Source organism: Dyadobacter jiangsuensis, assembly GCF_003014695.1.
GTDB lineage: Bacteria > Bacteroidota > Bacteroidia > Cytophagales > Spirosomataceae > Dyadobacter > Dyadobacter jiangsuensis.
In genome coordinates this window covers 85,654-109,165 of record NZ_PYAS01000012.1, presented here as the reverse complement: position 1 = coordinate 109,165, position 23,512 = coordinate 85,654, and the positions used below count along the sequence as shown (strand labels likewise).

Here is a 23,512-nt window from a genome sequence, read left to right as displayed (position 1 = left end):
TCTGGCCGCGGGGCATTCCCCGCGGCCTTTCAAATCAGATTTTATATTGATGAAAAGAAATAAAAAGTATGCTTCCGGCCTACTGTTCGCCGCCATCCTGATCTCCGTGACGGGTTGTAAGCTGACACAGCCCGTAGAGCAGCGCGCACAAATCAAAACCCCGGCCACTTTCGCAGGTCAGGCAGATTCGGCAGGTATCGGGGCATTGCAATGGAAAACCTTTTTCAACGACCGGCACCTCGTCTCGCTGATCGATACTGCATTGCTGAATAACCTCGATCTTAAAATGGCCGTTCAGCGCATTGAAATGGCGCGAAGCAACATCATGGCTGCCCACGGAGCGATGTTACCTGTTGTGACCGGCGATGTGTCCGGCGGTGGCCGCAAATTCGGCGATTACACCATGGATGGCGTGGGTAATTACGACACCAATTTCTCGCAGAACCTCGACAACGACAGGCGCCTTCCGGATCCTTTCCTACCCGATTACTTCCTTGGCCTCCGTAGCTCATGGGAAATCGACATCTGGGGTAAATTGAAAAACCAGAAGAAAGCCGCTTACACCCGTTTCCTTGCAAGCGAAAAAGGCCGCCAGGCGATCATCACCGGCCTCATCTCGGAAATCGCACGTTCCTATTACGAACTGATGGCACTGGATACGGAGCTGGACATTATCCGCAAAAACATTGCCTTGCAGGAGTCGGCCGTTGAAACCATTAAAATCCAGAAAGAAGCAGGGCGCGCCAATGAACTCGGCGTACGACAGCTTACTGCCCAACTACTCAACACCCGCAGCCTGGAATTTGAAGTACAGCAAAAAATCATTGAGATTGAGAACAATGTAAACCTGCTCACCGGTCGCTTCCCGCAACCCATTACAAGAAGCACCACGCTGGATCAGGTAATGCCTCCCTCTGTCAGCGCGGGCATACCTGTGCAAATGCTGCGCAGAAGACCGGACATTCAGCAGGCGCAACTCGACTTGCTCGCCAACTATTCCGAGCAGCAGGCCGCACAGCTGGCATTTCTGCCTTCATTGAACATTACCGCATTCCTTGGTTTCAATGCTTTTAAAAGCAACCTCCTCTTCTCAACCGGTTCGCTCGCATACAGCGCGCTAGGCGGTCTGACGGCCCCGCTAGTCAACCGGAAAGCATTAAAAGCAAACCAGAAGCGCGCCGAAGCGGCAAGTCTCGAAGCACTTTACGCCTACAACAAGTCGGTTTTAAACGGCTTCGGCGAAGTAAGCACCAGCCTCAAAAAACTCGAAAACACGCGCCAGATCGGTGATTTGAAGAAACAGGAAGTGGAAGTGCTGCAACAAGCCGTTGCCACCTCCAAGGACCTGTTCCTCACCGGCTACGCCTCCTACCTCGAAGTAATCACCGCGCAGCGGAGTGTTTTGCAAGAGGAATTGAACCTTACGAATGTACAGAAAGAGCAGTTTCTGGCATTGGTGGAGTTGTATAGGGCATTGGGCGGAGGATGGGAGTAGGTTCTTAATTAAACCAGGAGGATTTTCATCTTCCTGGTTTAGCCTTACTTTATTTCCACTACACGTTCAAATGGCTCACTTTTATACTCTTCACCGGTTTCCGGCCTTGTTACGATTATGCGCATGTGATATTTTCCTGGTGGATAATTCGGGTAGAACGCATCTCCAAGCATCCGTTCAGCGCCTTCCTGATATGTACTCAAATACCTATCCCAAATTATTGTTCGCTTAACGTAGCCCGGCTGGGTAATCGATTCCAGCTCCACATCGAACCAGAGCATTGAAGTTTTAAGATTTGCAAATCCCCAGTATATATATCCTCCTCCTATATCCTTTTGAAAAGCCAATGGTTTATCCCGGTATAAGGAAACGTCTGCATACTCCTGGTTTTTATCGTCTGACCTTTCAAACATCATAATAAATGGATGCTGCGCAGTTTTCGTCACGGCAAACCGATAGTTCTGAAATAGCCAGGTCCCACTATAATAGGAGGCCAACTTTCCATTGGTCAATATCTGCAAAGTGTAATATCCTGGCTTGATGTCAAGACCAGGATCGAATGTCAAGCTCTGCCCGAATGGGTCATACTTTGTAATTTTCGTTTGATGCTTCTTTCCTTCCGTATCAGTAAGTACAATAGCCAGATTGCTACTTTCATACAGGTTATATCCGGTGATCGTGACAGGTGCACCATTAACGGAACGTTGAGGTAGGTAACCGCTCCACGATAATCGAATGGGTCCTTTCGTCAACATCAGAGGCTTTGATGCCGTCGCCATCCGACCGTTTTTTTTGCGGAACGACACTGCATAGGGTCCTGGCACAATGGGAGTAGCAAGAGGTATCACTAATTCCAATTGCCCATCCAGCGCACCCGCCTCCGGACGTTCTTCAAATCCAAAGTCGCAACCACCTATGGTTATCGCTGGTGCAGCCTGGTCTAACTGGTGTTCCAAACGAATTTCGCCGGGTAATCCATCAAGAAAATTCGCTACTTTAATATAGAGTGATTCACCCCGTGCTATTTGATATTGGTTCTCTTTTTGTCCGTCGGGCAGTTCGATCCTTAAAGATGCCTTTTGAATAAATTGAAATGCATATTTGACTGTATCTGGCATTATCCCGGCATCCTTTCGGGTAACCATGAAAAATTCATCTTCTTGCGAGCCGCAAATCAAGTCGATTCGAGTACCGTACATTCTTGGTACCAGCTCCGCTCCCTTTGTTAGCTTCACTTTGGTGTACAATAGTGAGTGATTCATCCCCTCAGGTAACTCGATGATGATCATATTTTTCGCCTGATCGATAAAAACGCTCCTTTTATCGATTCCCACTACTTCCATTTCCACGATACGGGGTTTATCGTCGGGAAGGATATCCTTTTTCTCGCATGCGCAGCAAAGTGCGAGAAGCGATGGTATCAGTCGTTTCATTCGCGTTCCACGTTTACTCCGTCCCGCCTTTTGCCAGTAGTTCATTCAGATGCTTTCCAATTGCCGTACTTTCAATTGGCCCGTAGTAGATTCTGCGGCTGATGAGGATTGTTGGTGTCATTTCAATTCCCATAGAGCGCAAGCGACGCATATTATTTACTATATCACTACTCATACGTTCAGATTTCAGACATCTTAAGCATTCGGCTTTTTTCAGCCTTAGCTTCTTGATAAGGGTATCTACGTTTATCGGGTAAACATCCCCTGCAAAAAGCGCCTCATAAGCATCCCAAAACCGCCCTTGCCCACCCGCACATTCCGAGAACAAGATTGAGTTTGTAACATCCGGAGACAGGTTAATTACCTCAAATCGAATACGATCGCTATATTTTCCATACAATTCTCTAAGTTGCGCATAGGCACGTCTGCAAACCGGACAATCAAAATCTGAAATGACAATGACCGAGATAGTTGAATTGATCTTTCCTCTTACGTGAGTAAGCATGCCATCCGTCTTAATCAAAGGTGGTTTCGGACGTTCCAAAGATAATTTGATCTGGTATTTCGCTCTCAATTCTTCAACCAACCGAACCTTTAGAAACTTTTGATAGCTTTCTTCGAGAATGTCCCTACCCTCATTACTATCCAATTCAAACAGTTTGAATGGGCGTTTTTCGTCTACCACCCCCGCTTGTAGACCGTTGTCAAGGACATATTTAGCTTTGGTTTCGATCTTTCCAATTCTAGCCGTTTCCAATAGCACCAGCGAGTCAATTGATATGTTCCTGCCCCGCGCCTCCATCGACAACACTTTACTGTTGATCAATTCATTAGCAGCAATACTTCGGGCATCAAAAATGGCAAACAAATATTCATAAAGAGAATTGGTGATCAGGTTATCCACCTCATCCAGATAGATTTTCTGCCCGTCCACTTCTCCCGCGATTTTCCTTTCCTTAGGACGTTCGCAAGCCACTAGAACAACTATCAACCAAATAGATGGTCCAACAAAATAGCCGATTTTTGACTTCACCTGGCTCTTCGGATGTTGAAAGTGGTATTACCCGGATCGTTTGTCCTGTCAACCCCAAAACCTTGCACGTGTGAATCACCCGTCACCGCATTAGTTACCCAATCGACAGAATACAGCTGATTCGCATTGCTGCTGTTCTCGTCATCAGTTTTGAAAGTTCCCATGCCGGCCGCACCGCCTACAACGGGTGAAGTAAATGTTCCTAAAACTCCATAACTGAACCCCATATCAGGAAATTGGGTATCCTGGTTCGGTCCGGGTGTATTCTTTCCGGCAATCGCCCAAAATTGAAAGTTAGTTCCGTTCTTATTAATCACATTCGGACTAAAATCTCCTTCTAGCAAAGCATTCTTGTTGTTGTTATCTTCATTGTCAATGTAGACGTTCCAAACACGCGGTTCCATATACACTGTTTTATTATTTCCCAATCTCAACAGAAGATATTCTGTCGGCGAATTGAAGGTCATAAATTTAAACGCCGCCCCGTATACGACGCAAAAGGTGTGCCCGGTATTACCATTGCCGTCTATGGACCAGGATCCCGTCCAGCCCGAGCTCGTCGTGTTCCCGTTATCCTGGTTATCCATGAATATTTTAACCTTTTCCGATCCGGCAGGACAGACATCCATTGCAGGAATCACGCCGACAGGATAGCCTTCAGAAAGACTTCTGGTGACTTTGTATCGGGATTCGAATGACTTTTGATAGCTAAACAGCCTTTCTCGAACAGCTTCCTGTATTTCCTTTGAAGCGGCTGTTTCTTTCTCCACCGGAGAAGTGCGTTCATTCTTCTTGCACCCGGCAGCGTAGGCTGTCTCAATCTTTTCAACGAGTGGCCCCAATGCCGTCCCATCAGCCTTCTCACTCATTTCCTTACACGAAATCAGAGGAAGTAGAGCGACGATAGGTATCGCGCTGGAAATACAACGGTTCAGGAGATGTAGTTTTTTCATAAGCATGTGTATTTCCTCACACTACAAAGAGACAAAACTATTTTTAGCACACAAAAAAGAACCGGTTGTACTTTACACTTACACCGGTTGTACTTTACAACTTGACCATCAATTGTAAATCATATACTTTCGCAGCATTCCTTCCTCCACACACTTCATAAATTATGACAGATTTCTTCAAGATAATCAGGGCTGTACGTATGATGAAAGGCGTAAAACAATCGGAAATCGCCCAGCTCTTACAAGTTCGCCAGCAGTCCGTCAGTAAACTTGAAAATGGCAAAACCCGGATTTCCAAAGAAGTGGCGAGTAATATCGCAAGGTATTTAGGCTTCCGCGACCAGTTTGAAATGAAAACGTTTTATGACAACCATATTAGCAAAAGGCAGGTATGTAAAAACCAGATAGTCTAAACCCGCTCATTCATACACACGTATGGCATTCAAAGGAATATCGGTTGTTAGGGCTTGCATTATCGTGCTTGCTCTCCTTATTTTCTCGCTCCTATTACGGCGGCAAGCTCCGACTCGTCATCCGAAAACACACCACATCATAGCTATCAACAAGTTGCTCCACAAGCTGAGGGGGGAATGCGTTACAGGCCAAATTGACGTTGCACAAAATACCATCGAAGATGTGAGACAGGAATGGGAATATCTGGATGTTGTCTTGCGAACTCAGGCTGCTTGTTCTTCGGATAGTTTGCAAGCACTGGATTCACTTGTAACGCTAATGCTCAACAAAGATGAATCGAAACGCCTGCTGCCGATTGTCCTTGCCAAAATCAATATAGTTAACAACAGACTTGACAAACTCCATTAACGCAAAAAGAGCACGGATCTCACAATCCGTGCTCTTTTCAATATAAACATTTCGAATATTACTTCTTCTTGGTCCCAGCCAGGCTCGGCTCTTTCGAGATCACGATCAGGTCCGCCAGCATTCGGCCGGTTTCGGTAAGATAAATATCCTTTTTCTTCTTCACCTCCTTGGGGGCCTCAGCTACTTTTGAGTCAGCTTCATCTTCATCCTCGTCTACACTGTCCTCACCAAGTTGCTTCATAGCAGCGCGTTTCTTCTCCGCCTCGTCGCGCTCCGCTTTGCGTTTCGATTCCTGCAAAGAGACGATTTTGTTCTCGCGTGCTTCTTTAAAGTCGTTCAGCGTTTTTACAAGCGTTTTCAGTTCTTCGTCGGTTTTGAGGCGGTGCTTGTACTTGTCGCGGAGTTGCTCGACGATCTTAGGATTGATATTGCTCGTTACTTCATAGCGCGACGACGCAATCTGATCCCAAGGCAATGCACTTGGCTGTGAGCCTTCGCCGTATTCATTCACTTTGAATGCAGTAGGCAATTCCAAATCCGGAGTGACACCTTTCAACTGCGTGCTGCTGCCATTGATGCGGTAGAATTTCGCGACGGTCAGTTTCACTTGTCCAAGCTGATCCTGCTCTTTCGGCACCCACTGGTTAAGGTCGATCAACGTTTGAACGGTTCCTTTTCCGTAAGTCTGCTCACCAACGATCAAACCACGTTTGTAATCCTGGATCGCCGCCGCGAAGATTTCGGAAGCCGACGCGCTGAATCGGTTTACCATAACTGCCAGCGGTCCGTCATAGGCAATGTTAGGATCGTTGTCGGATTGTACTTCAATCTCGCCCTGGCTTTCTTTTACCTGAACCACCGGTCCGCGATTGATGAACAAGCCGGTCAAAGAAACCGCTTCCGTCAATGAACCACCGCCGTTGTTACGCAGATCGATCACGATACCGTCCACATTCGAAGCCTGCAAATCGTTGATCAGCTTCTGAACGTCCCGGGTAGTGCTTGAGAACTCTTTCTCGCGGTGCTGAGCACCTTCGAAATCGCGGTAGAACAACGGAATGTCGATTACGCCGATTTTGTAATCTTTATTACCATTATTAATGGATACGATTTCGCTCTTTGCGCGCTGCTCTTCCAGTTTGATCTTCTCGCGAACCAGGCGGTACTCCTTAGGCGGTGTGCCGGGCAATGCATCTGCTGAGATTACCTGCAAACGCACGACAGTCGATTTCGGACCCTTGATCAGTTTCACAGCATCGTCCACAAACCAGCCGACGATATCCACAAATTTGCCTTCGTCACCTTGTGCGACAGCTACGATCTTATCCTCCTTTTTAAGCTGTTTTCCTTTGAATGCCGGACCTCCCGGGATTACTTCAACGATTTTAATATAGTTGTCCTCCTCGCGAAGCAATGCGCCGATACCTTCCAGCGACTGGCTCATTTCCTGTTTAAAACGATCCGCCGAAGTAGGCGCCATGTAGCTCGTGTGCGGGTCGAGCGACTCGGCGTACGCATTCATGAACATCTGGAATACCTGCTCGGTACGGATACGGCCCAACGCGCGGTCGCGGCTCTTGTAGCGGTCGCGCAGGGTGCTTACCACAGCTGTGTCCGCTTTACCCGACAGTTTGAGGTCTAATGCCTCGCTTTTCAGGTATTTCCGCCACGTGTCATTCAGTTCGTCGGTGTTTTTCGCCCAGGCCGCTTTTTCGCGGTCGGTGTTCATCGACTCGTCCTGATTGAAGTCAAAAGGCTTGGCTTCTTTCAGCAACGTTTGGATATACTCGCTTCTTTCCTTGTAGCGCTTTCTGAAAACGTTATACATCTGGAAAGGAACGTCCAGTTCTCTTTTCTGCAAATAGTCATCGAAAGAGTTCTTATACTGCTCGAATTCCGCCAGGTCAGAAGCCAGGTAATAGAGCTTGCCGTGGTCGATCGCGTCGATATACTTATCAAAAATCGCGGCCGAAAGAGAGTCATTCAGCTTCGTTTTTCTGTAATGATAGCTGGATAAGATCCGCGTCGTCAGCTCCTCCGCCTTGTATTGCGCCGGAATTGGTTTGATATCTTCATCCATGGAGGTGGCCGTTGGAGCCATTACCCCTCCTCGTTCCTGAACAGGGCCCCGCTGCCAACCCAGCAACACAACCGGAATAAGAGTGATAAGATACTTTTTCATTTGCACGTTTGCTATTTTACGATTTCCAATAATTCAACCTCAAATACGAGGGCTGAATAAGCCGGTATCTGAGGGCCCGCCGCACGCTCACCGTAAGCCAGCTGATATGGAATGAAAAGCTTCCATTTCGATCCGACAGGCATTAACTGAAGCGCTTCGGTCCATCCTTTGATCACGCCATTGACCGGGAATTCAACCGGCTCGCCTCTGTCGACTGAGCTGTCAAAAACTGTTCCATTGGTCAATGTTCCATGATAGTGTGTTTTCACTTTATCTGTCGCTGCCGGCTTAGGACCGTCGCCATTCTTGATAATCTGATATTGCAGACCGCTTTCAGTGGTCACTACACCTTCCTTCTTCTTGTTTTCTTCCAAAAACTTCTCGCCTTCCTGACGCACTACGGCTCCTTTTTCCTCCATCATCTTCGTGAAGTAGCCCTGGATGAACATATTCGCCTCATCCGACGTAAATGCGGTTTTTTCGCCTTTCAAAGCTGCTTTTACCGTTTGTGTAAGCAGGTCGGCATTCAGGTCCTTAATTCCTTGTGATGCTATCGAATTTGCGAAGCTCACCCCTATTGCCGCAGACAAAGAGTCGGCTGACGTTTTCAATGTTGCAGGGGCTGCTGTTGTTTTTGCAGGTGTTGCCGCTGATTTCTTTACAGTTGCGGCGGGTTTTGTTGTTTTCTTGATAGTCTGTGCGTTGCCTTCCGCGGTTGCCAATACTCCAAATGCCAGGGCTGCTAAAATGGTTTTTTCTAATTTGTACATTATACTGAAAGACGGTCGAAAAGATTAGAATTTAATAGATAAGTGTTATTAACGATCTCAATTACAACAAAAACACAATCAGTACCTAAAAAAGTTTTAAAAATGTTATTAGAAGCTGATAAACGGTAAATTTGCGTTCCGTAGTGCCCTTCTGCCCCGATCCTTGGAAAAATCTAATTTTATATCACAGGTTTTAGTTAAATCATTCTGTTTTTACCAAAATAAAACTCTACCTTTGCGGCAGTTTTCAGAAAACTTACTACTATACTCTAAATAAGTCAATTATACTATGGTATCTGTTAGACCGGATGAAGTTTCGGCCATCCTGCGCGAACAACTTGCAGGCGCTAGATCAGAAGCAGAACTCGAAGAAGTAGGAACAGTCCTTCAAGTTGGTGACGGTGTTGCCCGCATTTATGGTCTTTCCCAGGTACAGGCAGGTGAGCTGCTTGTTTTCGAGAATGGCCTTAAGGCTCTTGCTCTTAACCTCGAAGAGGACAATGTGGGTGCCGTATTGCTGGGAGATTTCAGTGACATCAAAGAAGGTGCTACTGTAAAACGTACCAAAGAAATCGCTTCCGTGAAAGTGGGTGACGGAATCATCGGCCGTGTGGTAAACACACTGGCTGAGCCGATCGACGGAAACGGACCTATTACTGGCGAGACTTTCGAGATGCCTATCGAGCGTAAAGCTCCCGGGGTAATCTACCGTCAGCCGGTAACCGAGCCGCTTCAAACCGGTATCAAAGCGATCGACGCGATGATCCCCATCGGACGCGGACAGCGCGAGCTGATCATCGGTGACCGTCAGACAGGTAAAACTGCGGTGGCGATCGACACAATCATTAACCAGAAGGAGTTCTACGACAAAGGAGAGCCCGTATTCTGTATCTACGTTGCCTGCGGCCAGAAAGCTTCGACCATCAAGTCGATCGAAGCGACCCTCCGCAAATACGGCGCGATGGATTACACCGTAATCGTGGCAGCAGGTGCATCGGATCCTTCTCCTATGCAATTCTATGCTCCGTTTACTGGTGCTGCGATTGGTGAGTACTTCCGTGACACCGGCCGTCCTGCACTCGTAATCTACGATGACCTTTCGAAACAAGCGGTATCTTACCGCGAGGTGTCCCTGCTCCTCCGTCGTCCTCCGGGCCGCGAAGCTTACCCAGGTGACGTATTCTACCTCCACAGCCGCCTTTTGGAACGTGCTGCGAAAGTAATCGCTGACGACAGCATCGCTGCGAACATGAACGACCTTCCGCCTTCATTGAAAGGTAAAGTAAAAGGTGGTGGTTCATTGACAGCCCTTCCGATCATCGAAACACAGGCTGGTGACGTTTCGGCTTACATTCCTACGAACGTAATCTCGATCACCGACGGCCAGATCTTCCTCGAATCCAACCTGTTCAACTCTGGTATCCGTCCTGCGATCAACGTAGGTATCTCGGTATCACGTGTGGGTGGTAACGCGCAGATCAAATCGATGAAGAAAGTTTCGGGTACCCTGAAACTGGATCAGGCTCAGTTCCGCGAGCTCGAAGCATTTGCGAAATTCGGTTCCGACCTCGATGCCGCTACCAAGCTGGCGATCGACCGGGGACGCCGCAACCAGGAAGTTTTGAAACAAGCGCAATACGCACCAGTTCCTGTTGAACTGCAAGTGGCGACCGTTTACGCATCCACCAAAGGTTTGCTGGATACCGTAGACGTAGCACGTGTGAAAGAATTCGAAAAAGACTTCACCACCGTATTGGCTAGCCAGAATAAAGAAGCACTCGCTGCTTTGCGTGCCGGAAAACTGGACAACAGCGTAACAGACGTTATCGAGAAAGTAGCTAAAGAAGTTGCTGTAAAATATCGTTAACACCGGTAAAAATGCCGGAGCGTAACCCGTTCCGGCATTTTCCTAGTACATATATAATAGGATCACCGGATCGCTTAAAACACCCAGAAAATGGCAAGCTTAAAAGAAGTACGTAACCGTATCGTTTCGGTTAATTCCACACAGCAAATCACCAAAGCCATGAAAATGGTGGCGGCAGCCAAGCTGCGTCGTGCACAGGACAGCATTCTGCAAATGCGCCCTTACGCACAGAAGCTTGGAGAAATGCTTCTGACAGTTTCGTCAGCATCGGAAAGCGCTGCCGACAGCCCGTTGAAAGCCGTTCGCGCGGTGGAAAAGGTGCTGATCATCGTCGTAACTTCCGATCGTGGATTGTGCGGAGCATTCAATACCAATGTTATCAAGGCTACAATTCAGCTGATCGAGTCCAAATATGCGGCTCAGGCAGCGAAAGGGAATGTAGAGATTTTTGCCATCGGTAAAAAAGGCGCGGAAACACTCGTACGCCGCGGTTTCACCGTGAACACTGCTTATACCGACCTGTTCGGCCGTTTGAGCTTTGTAAACGTGAAAAGCGCAGCCGAAGAGATCATGAAAGATTTCTCGGAAGGCCGTTACGATGCAGTGGATATCGTGTACAACGAATTTAAAAACGTAGCAACACAAATTATCCACGCCGATCCGTATTTGCCGATCGTAGCTGAAAACAAATCGACCAAGTCGAAAAAGACCGAGGTTAACTATATTTTCGAACCGGCGGAAGAAGAAATCCTTGCGGAGCTGATTCCTAAGTCGCTGAAAATCCAGTTGTACCGCGCCGTTCTCGAATCCAATGCATCGGAGCAGGGAGCGCGTATGACAGCGATGGACAAAGCAACGGAAAACGCCCAGGAACTTTTGAAAGACCTGCGCCTCGTGTACAACCGTACGCGCCAGGCAGCGATCACGAAGGAGATCCTCGAAATCGTAGGTGGTGCCGAAGCATTGAAAAACTAAGGTTACCTCCAACCATATTCCAAACGGCCGGATTGCAACAATCCGGCCGTTTTTTTGTTTATTTACTAATGTGGTCTGTCATTTAAATGAAATATGTTATGGCTGATTTAATTGAAAGAATTACGGTCAACCCCGACTTATGCAACGGGAAACCGACTATCAGGGGCAAAAGGATTACTGTACAGACGATATTGGAACACCTGGCAGCCGGGGACAGCCGTGATACTATTCTATATCATTTCCCATTCCTGGAAAATGCCGACATAGACGCATGCCTGCATTTTGCTGCGCAGATGGCGGGAAGAAACTTTGCCAGCTATCCTACTGCCGCCTGATATGCCTAAATATCTAATAGATGTAAATCTGCCAGCCCACTGCTCACTGTGGAATAGCGCAGAATTCATCCATCAAAGAGATTTGGACAATGAATGGCTTGATTCCGAAATTTGGAATTATGCACGTGAGAATTATCTTACCATTGTAACGCGCGATGCTGACTTTTCCATTCGCATCAGCACCAGCGAACCTCCACCTCGAATCATTCATTTCCGACTCGGCAATATCAAAGCGTCAGAACTTTTTGAAGTTTTGTACAAGAATTGGCATAACATTGCCGCACTCAGTAAGGAACATAAGCTAGTAACTGTTTATCGTGACCGAATAGAAGTTTTGTCTTAACCAACCAACCATATGCAACATTCCAAAAGCCTTTTCAAACTACTCGCATTCCTGATCATCGCTTGTTTTACCAACTCCGTAAGCGCGCAAACCGTTGATGACATTATCGCCAAACACGTGAAAGCGATGGGCGGCGCGAAACTGGGCCAATTGCAGAGCATGAAGATCTCGGCTGAAATGGATATTATGAATATGAAAGTGCCGATTACTACGATCATCGTGCAGAACAAAGGTTTCAGAAGCGAATCGACCGTACAGGGAATGACAGTCGTGCAGGCGGTGAACGGTACTACGGGATGGACGATCAACCCGATGACCGGCAACACCAAACCAACGGCATTACCGGAAGATGCGGTGAAGTCCCTGGCCAATGAAACCGACCTTACCGGCCTTTACAACTACAAGGAGAAAGGCTACAAAGTAACGCTAGACGGCGAAGAAGAGCTCAGCGGAGCGAAGGTTTACAAAGTAACCATGACGTTACCGAACAACGTCCGCAGGATTAACTATATATCCAAAGACACATTCTATATTTTGAAGATTGTCGCTCAGACGCAAGTGAGTGGCCAGGATATTATGTCGGAAAACGTACAGTCCGACTTCCGTGCTGTGGATGGCATTTACTATCCGTTTACATCGGAAGTGACCACCTCGGCAATGCCCGGCACCAAGATGGGACTGAAAATTACCGCGCTGGAAGTAAATCCGAAGATCGATCCAAAAATTTTCGAAATGCCTCAATAGACGCTCTTAAACCACTTTTGAAATCCCGGAATAATTTTTTCGGGATTTTTTTTATGCTTTTGAAACTAAACTTTGCAATTAGATGTATATACATTAAATGTTATTACACATAAAAACTACAAAGACAATGGCTACTACTAAATGGGTAATTGATCCAACACATTCTGAAATCCAGTTCAAAGTGAAACACCTTGTGATTTCCACTGTAACAGGCGCATTCAACAGCTTCGAAGGCGGTGTTGAAACAACTAGTGATGATTTCGACGGTGCTACCGTCCATTTTTCTGCTGACGTGGAAAGCATAGATACCAAACAAGAACAACGTGACCAGCACTTGAAATCAGCTGATTTCTTCGACGCTGAGAACCACCCAAAACTGTCGTTCACAGGTAAACTGGCCAAGAAAGGCGGTGATAACTACAACCTGACAGGCTCATTGACTGTGAAAGGCGTAACCAAAACTGTTGATTTCGCTGCCGAATTCGGCGGTAACATGACCGACTTCTACGGCAACAACAAATCAGGCTTCGAGATCAACGGCAAAATCAACCGTAAGGACTTCGGCCTGGCTTGGAGTGCAGTAACCGAAGCAGGCGGTGTGGTTGTAGGCGACGAAGTAAAACTGATCGCGAACGTTCAGGTCGTGAAACAATAATATTCATAAACCGTTCCTCTTACGAAAAGCGTGGATATTTTTATCCGCGCTTTTTTTGTTTCCAGACCGTTCATTCATAGATTTCAAGCCGCATTGGGTAAAATTCTAAAATACCTGCTTATAAGGGCAAAATGGCTTTTTATCGTCCAGATAGTTATTACTTCCGGCTAAACACGCATTTACATTGATCATTGAAACACGCGCCTATGCCCGTGCGGGGCTTTTAGGCAATCCTTCTGATGGTTTTTTCGGTAAAACGATTTCCATATCTGTAAGAAATTTCGGCGCTTCCATTTCACTTTATGAGTCGCCCGAGCTGCATATTGAGCCGCAACCGCAGGATCTGAACACATTTCGCAGCATTTTCCACCTGCGCGACTCGGTGAATATGCTGGGCTACAATGGCGGTATTCCGCTCATCAAGGCCGGTATCAAGAAATTCGGAGACTATTGTGAGGAGAACAATATCAAGCTGCCTAACAAGAATTTCACGGTCCGTTACCGCTCATCCATTCCGCGCCAGGTAGGCATGTCGGGTTCCAGCGCGATTATCGTAGCCTTGTTCCGGGCGCTGATGCAGTTTTACAAAGTTGAAATACCTATCGAAATATTACCACAACTGGTGATGGTAACCGAGACCGAAGAGCTAGGCATCACAGCGGGCTTGCAGGATCGCGTGATCCAATGCTACGAAGGCTGCGTGTATATGGATTTTGACAAAACGATGATCCAGACGCAGGGCCACGGCCGCTATGAGCGCATTAACCCGGAGTTGCTGCCGAAGTTGTACGTGGCTTATAATACCAACCTCAGCAAGGTATCGGGCAAGGTGCACAACGACGTACGCGCACGCTACGACCGGGGTGAGCAGGACGTGATCGACGTGCTAGGCCAGATTGCCCAAAAAGCCGAAGATGGCCGTACCGCATTGCTGGAAGGCCGCTCCGACGACCTGCATTCGCTGATGAATGAAAATTTCGACCTGCGCTGCAAGATTTACAATGTCCCTGAATCCAATAAAAAGCTGATCAACGCGGCGCGTGCCTGCGGAGCATCCGCTAAATTTGCGGGTTCCGGCGGTACCATTATCGGGATTTACAAAGACGACGATATGCTGAACCAGCTCTTTGTGCAGTTGAAGAAATTCAATGCGCGGGTGATCAGGCCGTTTGTGGTGTAGGTCGGGTGTGGTCAGGTGTTGTCAGGAGTGGTCATTAATTGTTTTTTTATTACTCAACTATATTTAAAATGGCAGGAAGCGGATTGCTGAATGCCTGTTAAAACTTAAACAGAACAATGTCGGCGGTACATGCCGCGGGCACACAACCAAAACTATGATTCGTAAAGCCGTTATACCTGCTGCCGGGCTTGGAACCCGATTCCTGCCGGCAACCAAATCGATGCCGAAGGAAATGCTACCGATTATCGACATCCCTACCATTCAATATGTGGTACAGGAAGCCGTGGATTCGGGTATTGAGGATATTCTGATTATTTCCGGAAAAGGCAAGCGCGCCATCGAGGACCATTTCGACCGGAACGTAGAGCTTGAAAGCCGACTGGAAGAGAAGGAAGATCTGCTGTGGTTCAATGAAATGCGCCGTTTGGCAGATATGGCCAATGTGCATTTCGTGCGTCAGAAAGAAGCGAACGGCTTGGGCGATGCTATTTACTATGCGCGCCACCACGTGGGTAATGAGCCATTTGCAGTACTGTTGGGCGATACCATTATGGATTCGGTGATCCCGGTAACGCAGCAATTGATGGATACCTACGAACAATATGGCGGTTCGGTGATCGCGGTGGAAGAAGTGCCTGCCAATAAGGTAAATCGCTACGGTATTGTCGGCGGAACGTCGTTAAGCGACTCTATTCTGGAACTAAGCACACTGGTGGAAAAACCTGCGATCGACAAAGCGCCTTCCAACCTCGCCATTGCCGGACGGTACGTCCTAACGCCCGAAATCTTCAATACGATCGAGCAGACTCCGAAGGGGAAAAACAACGAAATCCAGCTGACTGACTCGCTTTTGTTACTTCTAAAACGCGAGAATATCTTTGCACACCATATCGAAGGCAAGCGCCACGATATCGGCGACAAGTTGGATTACCTCAAAACCACTGTCGAGTTCGCATTGAAAAGAAAGGAATTTGCCGAACCATTTCGGAAATTCCTGGTTGATATTCTAAACAAATAAGCATTTAAAAAGCCATAACCATGCCCAAACAAGTCATCGTCAGCGGAGCCACCGGAAACCTTGGTAAGGATGTTGTCAAAAAATTAACGGAGCTTGGTTATGGCATGCATATCAATGTCCGCGAAGGCAAAACCAATGCTTACGCCGACAATGCGAGCGTTTCGAACTACCTCGCCGACCTGTCCAACGCTGAACAAGCCGAATTATTCGTGGCCGAAGCCATTACCAATGCCGGTAAAATTGAAGCTGGAATATTACTCGCTGGCGGTTTCGCCATGGCCAAATTGACCGATACCACCGATGCGGACATCGAGCAAATGCTGACGATGAATTTCAAAACGGCGTTCCACATTGTGAAGCCATTAATGAAGCATTTCGAAGTAAACGGAGGAGGGCAATTCATCTTCATAGGCGCGCGCCCGGCGCTCGTAGCCGAGGCGGGTACGGGAAGTTTTGCCTATACGCTTGCTAAAACGCTGATTTTCCAGATGGCCGACCTGATCAATGCGGAAGGGAAATCGAAGAACATCACTGCAACGGTGATCGTACCGAGCATTATCGACACGCCCGACAACCGGGCAGCTATGCCCAATTCGGATTTCAGCAAATGGATACCGGCGACGGATATGGCCGAAGGCATTGCATTTGTTTTAAGTGATACAGGCAAAAAATTGCGCCAGACAGTGTTAAAGCTCTACAACGAGGCTTGATTGACAACTGACCGCCGACCACCGACAGCTGACAGCCGACCGTAGGCTCGTAACCGATCGGCGGTCAGCGGTCGACCGTCGGCGGTCAAATCACTAACTTTCCAACACCGCAATCCTCACCTGCGAAATCGTACTGCGCAGCTTTTTGAGTACGGTAAACTCGTAGTGTTTCGTTTTGAGCTTCTCGCCCACCGCCGGAATGCGTCCGAACTTCCAGATCAGATAACCGGCCAACGTTTCATAGTCAGGGCGTTTAGTAATGTCGTGGGGCAACCGCTCATTCAAATCCACGATGGAAGCCGCGCCCTGCACGGTATAAGTATTATCCGCTTCGTTTTTGACGATCGGCAACTCATTGTCATATTCATCCTGAATCTCGCCTACAAGCTCTTCCAGGATATCTTCCATCGTCACAATGCCGTCAACTCCGCCATATTCGTCCACGATTACGGCCATTTGCTGACGGCTCACCTGAAACTCGCGCAGCAATGCGCCAATAGGTTTGGAACCATGCACCGTCGCAATGGGCCTGATCAGCTCGCGGAGCACGATTTCCTTACCTTGTCGCATTTTGAGCAACAGATCCTTCAAATGCAACACGCCAATGACCTGATCCAGCGTATCTTCATAAACCGGCATTCGGGAATAACCTTCTTCTATCACTTTTTCAAGTTCAGCGTCTGTAAAGTCGTTCACGTCGATGCCCACAACTTGCGGCCGAGGGATCATGATTTGCCTTGCGACCCTTTCCGAAAAATCGAATGCATTCTTGATCAGGTCGTAATCTGCCGCCTCAATCATACCACTTTCCTTCTGCTGCTGAACCAGATAGCGCAACTCATCGCTGCTATGCACCTCGCTCCCGTGCGACGGTGTGATACCAACACCTTTCAATATCACGTTGGCAATGCCGTTCAGCAGCCACACCACCGGGCGGAATATCAGGAAAAAGCCATGCAAAGGATATGACAAAGCCAGGGTCGTCGACTCCGGTCGCTGGATCGCGATCGATTTCGGAGCGAGTTCTCCAAATACAATATGGAGTACAGTGATAATCGCAAACGCAGTCGGTAATGCAATGTGGTGCGCCACTTCCGGGTCGATCGAAAGGCCTACCAGCTCCATTGCACCAATAATCATTTTTGATACGACCGGCTCTCCTATCCAACCCAAGCCAAGGCTCGCAAGCGTGATACCGAACTGGGTAGCAGCCAGATAGCCATCCAGATTAGAGACAATTTGTTTGGAAAGAATGGCCATCCGGTTCCCTTCCTGGGCTTTCTGTTCGAGCTGCGAGGCACGGATCTTGACTATTGCAAACTCGGCAGCAACAAAAAAACCATTAAGCAGAACGAGCACAAGGGTAATGATAACCTGTAAAACCATGGAGGCCGGTGGATCAGTTATAAGATGAAAATGCGTTTTAAAGCTGCATTTTAACAAAAAATCGGGCCATTGGGAAACCGGGACGAGCATTAATGCATTTCCGGTTACCTGTTGCAACCCCGATTTTCGTAAATTGAATCCTTGATGGAATCCCTATGAAAAGTGGTCACGCCGATTTACCCCTGCATTACGGGAAAGTTCCCGTGTGGCTCGCGCAGCGCATGAGCGCGCTCGGCGGCGCCATCGTGGAGGCGATCGTGATGGAGTATGGGCGCGATGCATTGCTGCAAAAAATGAGCGATCCGTTCTGGTTTCAGTCTTTGGGCTGTGTGCTTGGGATGGACTGGCATTCATCGGGCATTACCACCTCGGTAATGGGCGCTTTGAAACAATCTGTAAACAGAAAATCGTCTGAACTAGGCATTTACATTTGCGGCGGCCGGGGCAAATATTCCAGGCAAACGCCCGCAGAACTGTTGGCAATCGCAGATAAAACGGGGCTGGATGGCAACCTGCTCGTGCATCACAGCAAGCTCTCCGCCAAGGTGGATAATACCGCTATTCAAGACGGTTTCCAGTTGTATTTGCATTCGTTTGTCTTATCCAAAGAAGGCAACTGGGCCGTGATACAGCAAGGTATGAATACCGATGACCGCCTTGCCCGCCGCTACCACTGGCATTCTCCCAGCATACAGTCGTTCATTGAAGAGCCCCATACATTCATTTACGGCCAAAATCAGGGCAATATACTCAACCTGACGGCCAAAGCAGCCGCTCCTACCCGGTCCGGCATTCTGGACCTTACCAAAGAGAATCCTGATAAAATCATGCGGGAAGTGTCCCGGCTCGTCATGCCCGACCACCACGACGTCCGTGCGGAAGACGTGAACCTGAAACGGCTGGGTGCAGTACTCGCGTTGGCACATGACAACTCGGTCGACAATATGGAAACACTCCTCATGCTCGAAGGCGTAGGCCCGCGCACGATCCAGTCGCTCACACTCGTGAGCGAGATTATTCATGGCACACCGTCGCGGTTCAGTGATCCGGCCCGCTTCTCCTTTGCCCACGGCGGCAAAGACGGGCATCCGTTTCCCGTACCCATCACGGTATACGACGAATCCATCCTTACCCTGGACCGCGCCATTCAGCTCGCTAAAATGGGTGATAATGACAAATCCGACGCATTAAAAAACCTCTCGAAAGTCTCCGCCCAGCTAGAAAAGGACTTCCAGCCCAATAACCGCTTCAACGACATCGTCCAGCACGAACGCGACACTTCCTGGAAGTACGAGGGCCGGACAGTGCAAGGCAAAGCGAAGAAACCGAAGGGCTGGGATGGGCAGTTGGAGTTGTTTTGATTGTGCGGTTTTGATTTAGTAATTTAGAATAGTCTTTGTAATTGAATATCAAGTACAACAACTGATACCCAAGCTATGATACTCCGTTCCACATCGTCGGTTTTGCCACATTCTCTGGATGAATTTATCCAATGGGAGCCCGTCGATGGATTTAAATATGAATGGAACGACGGCAAAATCATCAGATTCGGGAAAGTGAAGAAAAAGCATCTCTTCATCATCAGAAGGCTTCAACAATTATTCTTCGGTACCGCTGCATTCTCCAAAGGTGGCGCGCTGATCATGGAGCAGGACATTATGCTGAGCGGCATCCAAATGCGCAGACCGGACCTTGCCCTTTTCTCCGGCGAGCAAATCGACGCGTCCGCTATATCAGACGAAGAACCCATTCCTGAATTTCTCATTGAAGTAATCTCGCCCACGGACGACGCCGAAAAAGTAGAAGAAAAGCTGGCTGAGTATTTCAATTCCTCTGTTCAAGTCGTTTGGCACATTTACCCGGACAATGAGGTGGTGTATGTCTACTCTTCGAGAAAGAATGTCAAAATCTGCACAGAACACGACATTTGCTCGGCATATCCGGTAATGGAAGATTTCGAAATTTCGGTGCGAAATCTGTTATCTGCTCAAATCTCCAAATAATAATCTTTCCAAGTTGCATCTGCACTCTTTACAGAAAGTAAAAGCAGATTTTAGCGCTATTTTTAATTCCTTTGTACCCGGGTTCATGGCTGAACCTGAATAATCTGCATCAAGCAACGTCCTCAATGATCTCCAAAAAACATCTCAGAACACCTCTAACCCTGATGGCGGCTACCACGGTGGCGGTAGTGTCGTGTATGAAAATGGCCCCGATGTCGTCGGGACCAGTCGTGAAAACGAACAGCACCAAAGTGGTCGTGAAAGAAGACGCCGCGACTGGTAAGGCGAGAGCCAAAGAAATCCGTGAAAAGACGGTTGTTAAACTGGCCGATGGGTTGAAACTCGACCTTTGGGCATCTGATTCACTCGCTCCCGACCCTGTTGCCATTGCCATGGACGACGCCGGACGAGTATACCTGAACCGGACTAACCGCCAGAAAAACTCCGAATTCGATATCCGCGGGCACCGCAACTGGATCACCGAATCCATTGCATTACAGACAGTGGAAGATCGGCGCAAATTCCTGCACAAGACATTCGCTCCCGAAAAAAGCAAGGAAAACAACTGGCTGAAAGACCTCAACGGCGACGGCTCACACGACTGGAAGGACCTCGCAGTAGAAAAAGACGAAGTATGGCGCATTGAAGACACCGATAACGACGGCATTGCCGACGTTTCTATGCGTATCCTCGACGATTTCTTCGACGAAGTTTCCGACGTAGCAGGCGGCCTGCTCGTACGCGCGAAAGACATTTTTGTAACCATCGCACCGGACGTGTGGCGTTTGCGGGATACCAATGGAGACGGCGTATTGGATGAAAAAACATCTATCAGCCACGGTTACGGCGTGCATATCGGTTTCAGCGGACACGGGATGTCGAACCCGATCGAAGGACCGGATGGAAAGATTTACTGGAACATCGGGGACATTGGTGCCAATGTTACCACTGCCGACGGGGTGAAGCATGAGCATCCCAACTCGGGTATCATCGCCCGCTCGAACCCGGATGGAAGCGATTTCGAGATCTTCGCACACGGGCTGCGCAATACGCACGAGTTTGTGTTTGACGAATATGGCAACCTCATCAGTTCCGACAACGACGGCGATCACCCTGGCGAAAGCGAGCGTCTGGTTCACGTGGTGGAAGGCTCCGACGCCGGCTGGCGTTCCAACTGGCAATATGGTAAGTATACGGATCCTAAAAACAACAGCTATAAAGTTTGGATGGACGAGAAGTTATTCAAACCGCGTTGGGACGGTCAGGCCGCGTACATCATTCCTCCTATTCAAAACTACCACAATGGTCCTACCGGTATGCAATACAACCCGGGAACCGCATTGGGTAAGGAATGGAAAAACAAGTTCTTCCTGGTTGAATTCGTGGGTAACCCCGCACGTTCGCCGATCTGGTCGTTTGGTCTGAAACCAAAAGGCGCCTCGTTCGTGCTGGATGGCGAGAAAAATATCCTTACAGGCATCCTGCCAACTGGTATCCGTTTCGGTCCGGACGGTGCATTGTACGTGGCCGACTGGATCAACGGTTGGGATACCAAAAACTATGGCCGCGTGTGGAAACTCGACGTTACCGACGAGAAAAACGACCTGAAAGCGGTCCGTACCGAAACCAAACGCCTGATGCAGCTGGATTATTCCAAACAATCCGACGATGCATTGTTGCCGTTGCTTTCGTACGAAGACATGCGCATTCGTCAGAAAGCGCAATTTGAACTCGCTTCAAGAGGCGCAAAAGGTGCCGCGGTACTGAGCAAAGCCATTGAACAAAAAGGCAGCCAGTTCGGCCGCATTCATGGTATCTGGGGCATGGGGCAACTGGCTCGCCAGGATAAGGCATATGCCAACGTCTTGATGACTTTATTGAAGGATTCCGATGAAGAGATCACCGTGCAGGCTGCGAAAGTACTGGGCGATGCCAAAATCGCAGAAGCCGGCCCCATGCTGATCCCGATGCTGGCGAGCAAAAACCCGCGCGTGCAGTTCTTCGCAGCACAGGCACTTGGCCGGATGAGGGACAAGAATGCCGTACAGCCTTTGATCGACATGGTGAAAGCGAATAACGATCAGGACGTGTACATCCGCCACGCGGGCGTGCTGGCACTCTCGCGCATCGGCGAAGTGGCACCAATCGCCGCATTAGCCAACAGCCCTGAAAAATCGCTGCGCATTGCAGGCGTACTCGTGCTGCGTCGCATGAAAAACGAGCAGATCAGCGCATTCCTGAAAGATAAGGACGAATACATTGTAACAGAAGCCGCCCGCGGGATCAACGACGACCTTTCTATTCCGGCGGCATTGCCTGCATTGGCGGCTGTACTGAACGAAAAAGGTTTCACTTCGGAACCATTGCTGCGCCGTGCGATCAATGCGGCGCTGCGTGTAGGCGGCGAGGCGCAATTGAACGACCTGATCGCATTTGCAAAACGTAAGGACGTCGACAAAGCGATGCGTGCCGAAGCATTGGCCACACTCGGAACCTGGGCAAGCCCATCCGTAACCGACCGCGTCGACGGACGCTATCGTGGCCCGATGGAACGTGATCCGGCTGTTGTGAAAGCGAAAATCAAGCCGGTGGTAGCAGACCTTTTACAGGAAAACGAACCTGCCATCCTGATCGCTACGGCACAAATGCTGACGAACCTCAATGTGAGCGATAACAATGCTGCATTAGCGAAAATCCTCAACGACAGCAACGACCCGAAAGTACGTGCGGCAATGCTCGTGGCACTGAACGACCTGAAATATACGGATATGGAGACCGTCATGAAAAAAGGCATGAGCGACTCCGATGCCGACGTACGTACGGCCGCTTTGGGTATGGTAGGAAGCGTGAATATGTCGAAAGAGGCATTGACGGATATTTCCAACACCATTTTCGAAAAAGGCAGCGTTCGCGAACAACAGCAGATCCTGAAAGTACTGGGCAGCCTGCCGGTTGCCAAAACCGAAACCATTTTCACTGGTTTGATCGGCAAAATGGCGGAAAACAAATTGCCGCAAAACCTGCAACTGGATTTGGGAGAAGCTATCGACTCGACCAAATCGAGCGCGTTGATCGCCAAAATCGCACCGTTGCGCAAGCAGGGCAATACCGCTGCCGATTATCAGGATGCATTGTTCGGCGGGAACGCTCAGGCGGGCCGCCGCTATTTCATGACCAGTTCCGCTGCTGAATGCGTACGTTGCCACTCGATCGGCGGACAGGGCGGAGAGGTTGGTCCAAATCTTTCGAACATCGGAAACGTCCTCACGCGCGAGCAAATTTTGCAGGCGCTCATAGAACCTAGTGCACGTCTGTCGCCTGGCTTTGGAATGGTGATGCTGACATTAAAGGACGGCACTTCCGCTGCCGGTATCCTGGCCCAGGAAAACGAGCACGAGCTGATCCTGAAAACTTCGGAAGCCGAGCCATTGAAAATCGCAACTTCCCGGATTGCGAAACGTGAAAACGTTCCATCCAGCATGCCTCCGATGGGTAACATCATGTCGAAAAGAGAGATCCGCGACGTCGTGGAGTTCCTTTCAAATTTGAAGAAGTAACCTCAAAATACCTTACAAACACAAACCCCGGGATTTTAGGATTCCGGGGTT

General features: G+C 48.7%; 21 protein-coding genes. 15 read left to right on the top strand and 6 right to left on the bottom strand.

Translation table 11 applies throughout. From position 1 onward, the window contains the following. Positions 1-49 precede the first annotated feature (49 nt). Entirely contained in the window at positions 50-1,495 is a 1,446-nt protein-coding gene (locus tag CLV60_RS23250; protein WP_106597782.1) for an efflux transporter outer membrane subunit, read from the top strand. Positions 1,496-1,539: 44 nt separating this feature from the next. Here CLV60_RS23250 and CLV60_RS23245 read toward each other — a convergent pair whose 3' ends face one another. From CLV60_RS23245 to CLV60_RS23235, 3 genes are read right to left on the bottom strand one after another with little or no spacing between them, the layout of a single operon-like run. Further along, positions 1,540-2,928 carry a hypothetical protein gene (locus tag CLV60_RS23245; RefSeq protein WP_146151587.1) on the bottom strand — a complete coding sequence of 463 codons (1,389 nt, stop codon included), beginning with the start codon at positions 2,926-2,928 and terminating at the stop codon, positions 1,540-1,542. A gap of 13 nt (positions 2,929-2,941) precedes the next feature. Continuing rightward, positions 2,942-3,961 carry a DsbA family protein gene (locus CLV60_RS23240; RefSeq protein ID WP_146151586.1) on the bottom strand — a complete coding sequence of 340 codons (1,020 nt, stop codon included), beginning with the start codon at positions 3,959-3,961 and terminating at the stop codon, positions 2,942-2,944. Then, on the bottom strand, positions 3,958-4,914 hold the full coding sequence (locus tag CLV60_RS23235; RefSeq protein WP_146151585.1) for a hypothetical protein: 957 nt from the start codon (positions 4,912-4,914) through the stop codon (positions 3,958-3,960). The genes CLV60_RS23240 and CLV60_RS23235 overlap by 4 nt, the downstream gene beginning before the upstream one ends. A gap of 164 nt (positions 4,915-5,078) precedes the next feature. Between CLV60_RS23235 and CLV60_RS23230 the strand changes: the two genes are divergently transcribed. Both CLV60_RS23230 and CLV60_RS34295 read left to right on the top strand, forming a co-directional pair. Further along, positions 5,079-5,327 (top strand): helix-turn-helix domain-containing protein, encoded by a 249-nt coding sequence (locus tag CLV60_RS23230; protein ID WP_106597778.1) that lies wholly within the window; start codon positions 5,079-5,081, stop codon positions 5,325-5,327. Between the two features lie 22 nt (positions 5,328-5,349). Beyond that, positions 5,350-5,736, top strand: coding sequence for a hypothetical protein (locus tag CLV60_RS34295; protein WP_170118848.1), 387 nt, complete (start codon positions 5,350-5,352; stop codon positions 5,734-5,736). Between the two features lie 58 nt (positions 5,737-5,794). Here CLV60_RS34295 and CLV60_RS23220 read toward each other — a convergent pair whose 3' ends face one another. Then, entirely contained in the window at positions 5,795-7,918 is a 2,124-nt protein-coding gene (locus CLV60_RS23220; protein WP_106597777.1) for a carboxy terminal-processing peptidase, read from the bottom strand. A gap of 11 nt (positions 7,919-7,929) precedes the next feature. Next, on the bottom strand, positions 7,930-8,688 hold the full coding sequence (gene bamJ / locus CLV60_RS23215) for a BamJ family beta-barrel-assembly machinery protein (RefSeq protein WP_106597776.1): 759 nt from the start codon (positions 8,686-8,688) through the stop codon (positions 7,930-7,932). Between the two features lie 289 nt (positions 8,689-8,977). Here bamJ and atpA point away from each other — a divergent pair, with 289 nt between their 5' ends. From atpA to CLV60_RS23170, 9 genes are all read left to right on the top strand, one after another. Beyond that, on the top strand, positions 8,978-10,555 hold the full coding sequence (gene atpA / locus CLV60_RS23210; RefSeq protein WP_106597775.1) for a F0F1 ATP synthase subunit alpha: 1,578 nt from the start codon (positions 8,978-8,980) through the stop codon (positions 10,553-10,555). A 90-nt stretch (positions 10,556-10,645) separates the two neighbouring features. Then, positions 10,646-11,530, top strand: coding sequence for an ATP synthase F1 subunit gamma (gene atpG / locus CLV60_RS23205; RefSeq protein WP_106597774.1), 885 nt, complete (start codon positions 10,646-10,648; stop codon positions 11,528-11,530). Between the two features lie 98 nt (positions 11,531-11,628). Then, a complete protein-coding gene (locus tag CLV60_RS23200) occupies positions 11,629-11,865 on the top strand; it encodes a DUF433 domain-containing protein (protein WP_106597773.1) in 237 nt (78 codons plus the stop codon). A 1-nt stretch (position 11,866) separates the two neighbouring features. Beyond that, entirely contained in the window at positions 11,867-12,208 is a 342-nt protein-coding gene (locus CLV60_RS23195; protein ID WP_106597772.1) for a DUF5615 family PIN-like protein, read from the top strand. A gap of 12 nt (positions 12,209-12,220) precedes the next feature. Further along, the gene (locus CLV60_RS23190; protein ID WP_106597771.1) at positions 12,221-12,952 is read left to right on the top strand and encodes an outer membrane lipoprotein-sorting protein; all 732 of its coding nucleotides are present in this window, start codon (positions 12,221-12,223) and stop codon (positions 12,950-12,952) included. 127 nt (positions 12,953-13,079) lie between these two features. Then, positions 13,080-13,607, top strand: coding sequence for a YceI family protein (locus CLV60_RS23185; protein WP_106597770.1), 528 nt, complete (start codon positions 13,080-13,082; stop codon positions 13,605-13,607). Positions 13,608-13,791: 184 nt separating this feature from the next. Continuing rightward, positions 13,792-14,787 carry a mevalonate kinase family protein gene (locus CLV60_RS23180; protein WP_106597769.1) on the top strand — a complete coding sequence of 332 codons (996 nt, stop codon included), beginning with the start codon at positions 13,792-13,794 and terminating at the stop codon, positions 14,785-14,787. A 154-nt stretch (positions 14,788-14,941) separates the two neighbouring features. Continuing rightward, positions 14,942-15,805 (top strand): UTP--glucose-1-phosphate uridylyltransferase GalU, encoded by an 864-nt coding sequence (gene galU / locus CLV60_RS23175; RefSeq protein ID WP_106597768.1) that lies wholly within the window; start codon positions 14,942-14,944, stop codon positions 15,803-15,805. Between the two features lie 20 nt (positions 15,806-15,825). Then, positions 15,826-16,515: an SDR family NAD(P)-dependent oxidoreductase gene (locus tag CLV60_RS23170; RefSeq protein WP_106597767.1), complete on the top strand. Its 690-nt coding sequence runs from the start codon at positions 15,826-15,828 to the stop codon at positions 16,513-16,515. Between the two features lie 93 nt (positions 16,516-16,608). Here CLV60_RS23170 and CLV60_RS23165 read toward each other — a convergent pair whose 3' ends face one another. Continuing rightward, positions 16,609-17,901 (bottom strand): hemolysin family protein, encoded by a 1,293-nt coding sequence (locus tag CLV60_RS23165; RefSeq protein ID WP_106597915.1) that lies wholly within the window; start codon positions 17,899-17,901, stop codon positions 16,609-16,611. Positions 17,902-18,056: 155 nt separating this feature from the next. On the opposite strand from CLV60_RS23165, the gene CLV60_RS23160 reads away from it, so the two are divergent. The 3 genes from CLV60_RS23160 to CLV60_RS23150 all read left to right on the top strand — a co-directional run bounded on the left by CLV60_RS23160 (position 18,057) and on the right by CLV60_RS23150 (position 23,461). Beyond that, on the top strand, positions 18,057-19,262 hold the full coding sequence (locus CLV60_RS23160) for a DUF763 domain-containing protein (protein ID WP_106597766.1): 1,206 nt from the start codon (positions 18,057-18,059) through the stop codon (positions 19,260-19,262). A gap of 75 nt (positions 19,263-19,337) precedes the next feature. Next, positions 19,338-19,904, top strand: a complete 567-nt coding sequence (locus CLV60_RS23155; protein WP_106597765.1) for a Uma2 family endonuclease — start codon at positions 19,338-19,340, stop codon at positions 19,902-19,904. 125 nt (positions 19,905-20,029) lie between these two features. Continuing rightward, a complete protein-coding gene (locus CLV60_RS23150) occupies positions 20,030-23,461 on the top strand; it encodes a PVC-type heme-binding CxxCH protein (RefSeq protein WP_106597914.1) in 3,432 nt (1,143 codons plus the stop codon). The last annotated feature ends 51 nt before the right edge of the window (positions 23,462-23,512 follow it).